The sequence below is a fragment of the Stenotrophomonas maltophilia group sp. Smal32 genome (genome assembly GCF_030237085.1).
In the GTDB taxonomy this organism is placed as follows: Bacteria; Pseudomonadota; Gammaproteobacteria; order Xanthomonadales; family Xanthomonadaceae; genus Stenotrophomonas; species Stenotrophomonas maltophilia_Q.
Genome location: NZ_JASJSI010000132.1, coordinates 1 through 2,737, shown reverse-complemented (window position 1 = coordinate 2,737; position 2,737 = coordinate 1). Strand labels below are relative to the sequence as shown.

Here is a 2,737-nt window from a genome sequence, read left to right as displayed (position 1 = left end):
ATGAGAACCCGCCGCGCTGGGCGGGGCGGGCTGCGGGGGCCGGGGAATATTCTAACCACGTGCGTGCAATTGCGGGGGGCGGGGGGGGGGGGGGCGGCTCGGAGGCGGTGACGGGGGGGGGGGCGGGGGGGGGGGGGGGGGGCCGGGGTGGCCGGGGGGGGGGGGGGGGGGGGGGGGGGGGGGGGGGGGGGGGGGCGCGCCGGGGGGGGGGGGGGCGCGGGGGGGCTCGGCTCTACAGCGACTTGCAACGATTTCGGGATGATGTCGGGGGTCGCTGTCGGCATCGTTCCAGCTCCAAGACAATCCGGCGCAACATGCGTGCTATTGCCGTCATCGGCATTGCTCTATTGTTGAACCCGATTCTGGATCTTGGGGAAAACACCGCATGGCGGTAGAAGCAGCGACCAGCGAGCTGGTCAAGGTCGTGGCCCTGTTGGGCGCGGCGGTGGTGATGGTGCCCCTGTTCCGCCGGGCCGGCCTGGGCTCGGTACTGGGCTACTTTGCTGCTGGCCTGGCGATCGGACCGTTCGGGCTGGGCTGGTTCTCCGACCCGCAGGCGATCCTGCATACCGCCGAACTCGGCGTGGTGATGTTCCTGTTCGTGATCGGCCTGGAAATGCGGCCCTCGCACCTGTGGAGCCTGCGCAAGGAAATCTTCGGGCTGGGTACGCTGCAGATCGTCACCTGTGCGCTGATACTGACCAGCATCGCCAAGCTGTTCGGGCTGCCGTGGCAGGTGGCCTTCATCGGCGCCACCGGTTTCGTGCTCACCTCCACCGCAGTGGTGATGCAGTTGCTGGCCGAGCGCGGTGACATCGCGCTGCCGTCGGGGCAGAAGATCGTTTCGATCCTGCTGTTCGAAGACCTGCTGATCGTGCCGTTGCTGGCGCTGGTGGCCTGGATGGGCCCGAGCGCGGGCAGTGCCGATGGCGAAGGCTCACGCTGGCTGTCGGTGGCGATCGGCGTGGGCGCCATTGTTGGCCTGGTGCTGGTCGGCCGCTTCCTGCTCAACCCGCTGTTCCGCGTGCTGGCCGAATCGAAGGCGCGCGAGGTGATGACCGCCGCCGCGCTGCTGGTGGTGCTGGGTGCGGCGCTGCTGATGCAGCTGTCCGGCCTGTCGATGGCGATGGGTGCGTTCCTGGCCGGCGTGCTGCTCAGCGAATCGACCTTCCGCCACCAGATCGAGGCGGACATCGAGCCGTTCCGCGGCATCCTGCTGGGCCTGTTCTTCCTCAGCGTGGGCATGGCGCTGGACCTGGGCGTGGTGGCGGGCAACTGGCAGCTGATCCTCGGCCTGGTGCTGGCGTTGATGGCGGCCAAGGCGCTGTGCATCTACGTGGTCGCGCGCATCATGGGCAGCGACCACGCACAGGCGCTGGACCGTGGCGTGCTGATGGCACAGGGCGGCGAGTTCGCCTTCGTGCTGTTCTCCGCCGCGGCATCGGCCGGCGTGATCAACATGGAGATCAATGCCAACTTCACCGCCGTGGTGGTGCTGTCGATGGCGCTGACCCCGCTGGTGGTGCTGCTCTACAAGCGCATCGCACCGAAGCCGACGGTGAACATGGACGGCGTGGACGAAGCCGATGGCCTGTCCGGCAGCGTGCTGCTGATCGGCTTTGGCCGCTTCGGCCAGGTCGCCAGCCAGTCGCTGCTGGCGCGCGACGTGGACGTGACCATCATCGACAACGATGTGGAGATGATCCAGAGCGCGGCGCGCTTCGGTTTCAAGATCTATTACGGCGACGGCACGCGGTTGGATGTGCTGCACGCGTCCGGCGCCGCCACTGCGCGCGCGATTGCAGTGTGCGTGGACAAGGCCGAGGCGGCTGATCGCATTGTTGAGCTGGTGTCGCACGAGTTCCCGCAGGCCAAGCTGATGGTGCGCTCGTTCGACCGCGAGCATTCGCTGCGGCTGATCCATGCCGGTGTCGATTTCCAGATCCGCGAGACGTTTGAATCGGCGGTGCTGTTCGGCCAGGCCGCGCTGGTGGAACTGGGTGCGGATGAAGACGATGCGGTGGAGATTGCCGAGCAGATCCGTCGCCGCGATGCCGAGCGTTTTGAGCTGGAGATTGCCGGTGGTGGTTTGAATGCAGGTGCGCGGATGATCTACGGCAACAGTCCGCAGGGCGTACCGACGCCGACGCCGTTCACCGCGCCGAAGCGCGAGAGCAAGACGCTGAACCCGCAGGATGTGCCGGAAGAGGAAGAGTAGAGCCGAGCCCGTGCTCGGCTTGCTCTTCGGTCAGGTCGCGATAGATCCGCGCTGCGCGCGTGAGCCGAGCGTAGGCTCGGCTCTACAAGGGCGGGCCGGTCGGCTGTAGAGCCGAGCCCATGCTCGGCTGCTCTTCGGTCAGGTTGCGAAAAAGCCGCGCTGCGCGCGTGAGCCGAGCGTAGGCTCGGCTCTACAAGGGCGGGGCGGACGGTTGTAGAGCCGAGCCCATGCTCGGCTTGCTCTTCGGTCAGGTTGCGATAAAGCCGCGCTGCGCGCTTGAGCCGAGCGTAGGCTCGGCTCTACAAGGGCGGGGCGGGCGGCTGCAGAGCCGAGCCCGTGCTCGGCTGCTCTTCGGTCAGGTTGCGATAAAGCCGCGCTGCGCGCTTGAGCCGAGCGTAGGCTCGGCTCTACAAGAGTGGGGCGGACGGTTGTAGAGCCGAGCCCATGCTCGGCTGCTCTTCGGTCAGGTTGCGAAAAAGCCGCGCTGCGCGCGTGAGCCGAGCGTAGGCTCGGCTCTAC

Annotated in this window: 1 protein-coding gene; it reads left to right on the top strand. The window is 67.6% G+C overall.

Features of this window, described 5'->3' with window-relative positions; all coding sequences use genetic code 11:
• Nucleotides 1-385 precede the first annotated feature (385 nt).
• Nucleotides 386-2,218 (top strand): monovalent cation:proton antiporter-2 (CPA2) family protein, encoded by a 1,833-nt coding sequence (locus tag QRO91_RS20155; RefSeq protein ID WP_197651107.1) that lies wholly within the window; start codon nt 386-388, stop codon nt 2,216-2,218.
• Nucleotides 2,219-2,737 lie beyond the last annotated feature (519 nt).

Coding starts and splice junctions, on each gene's coding strand:
- QRO91_RS20155 (WP_197651107.1), top strand. CDS start 386: ATGGCGGTAGAAGCAGCGACCAGCGAGCTGGTCAAGGTCGTGGCCCTG.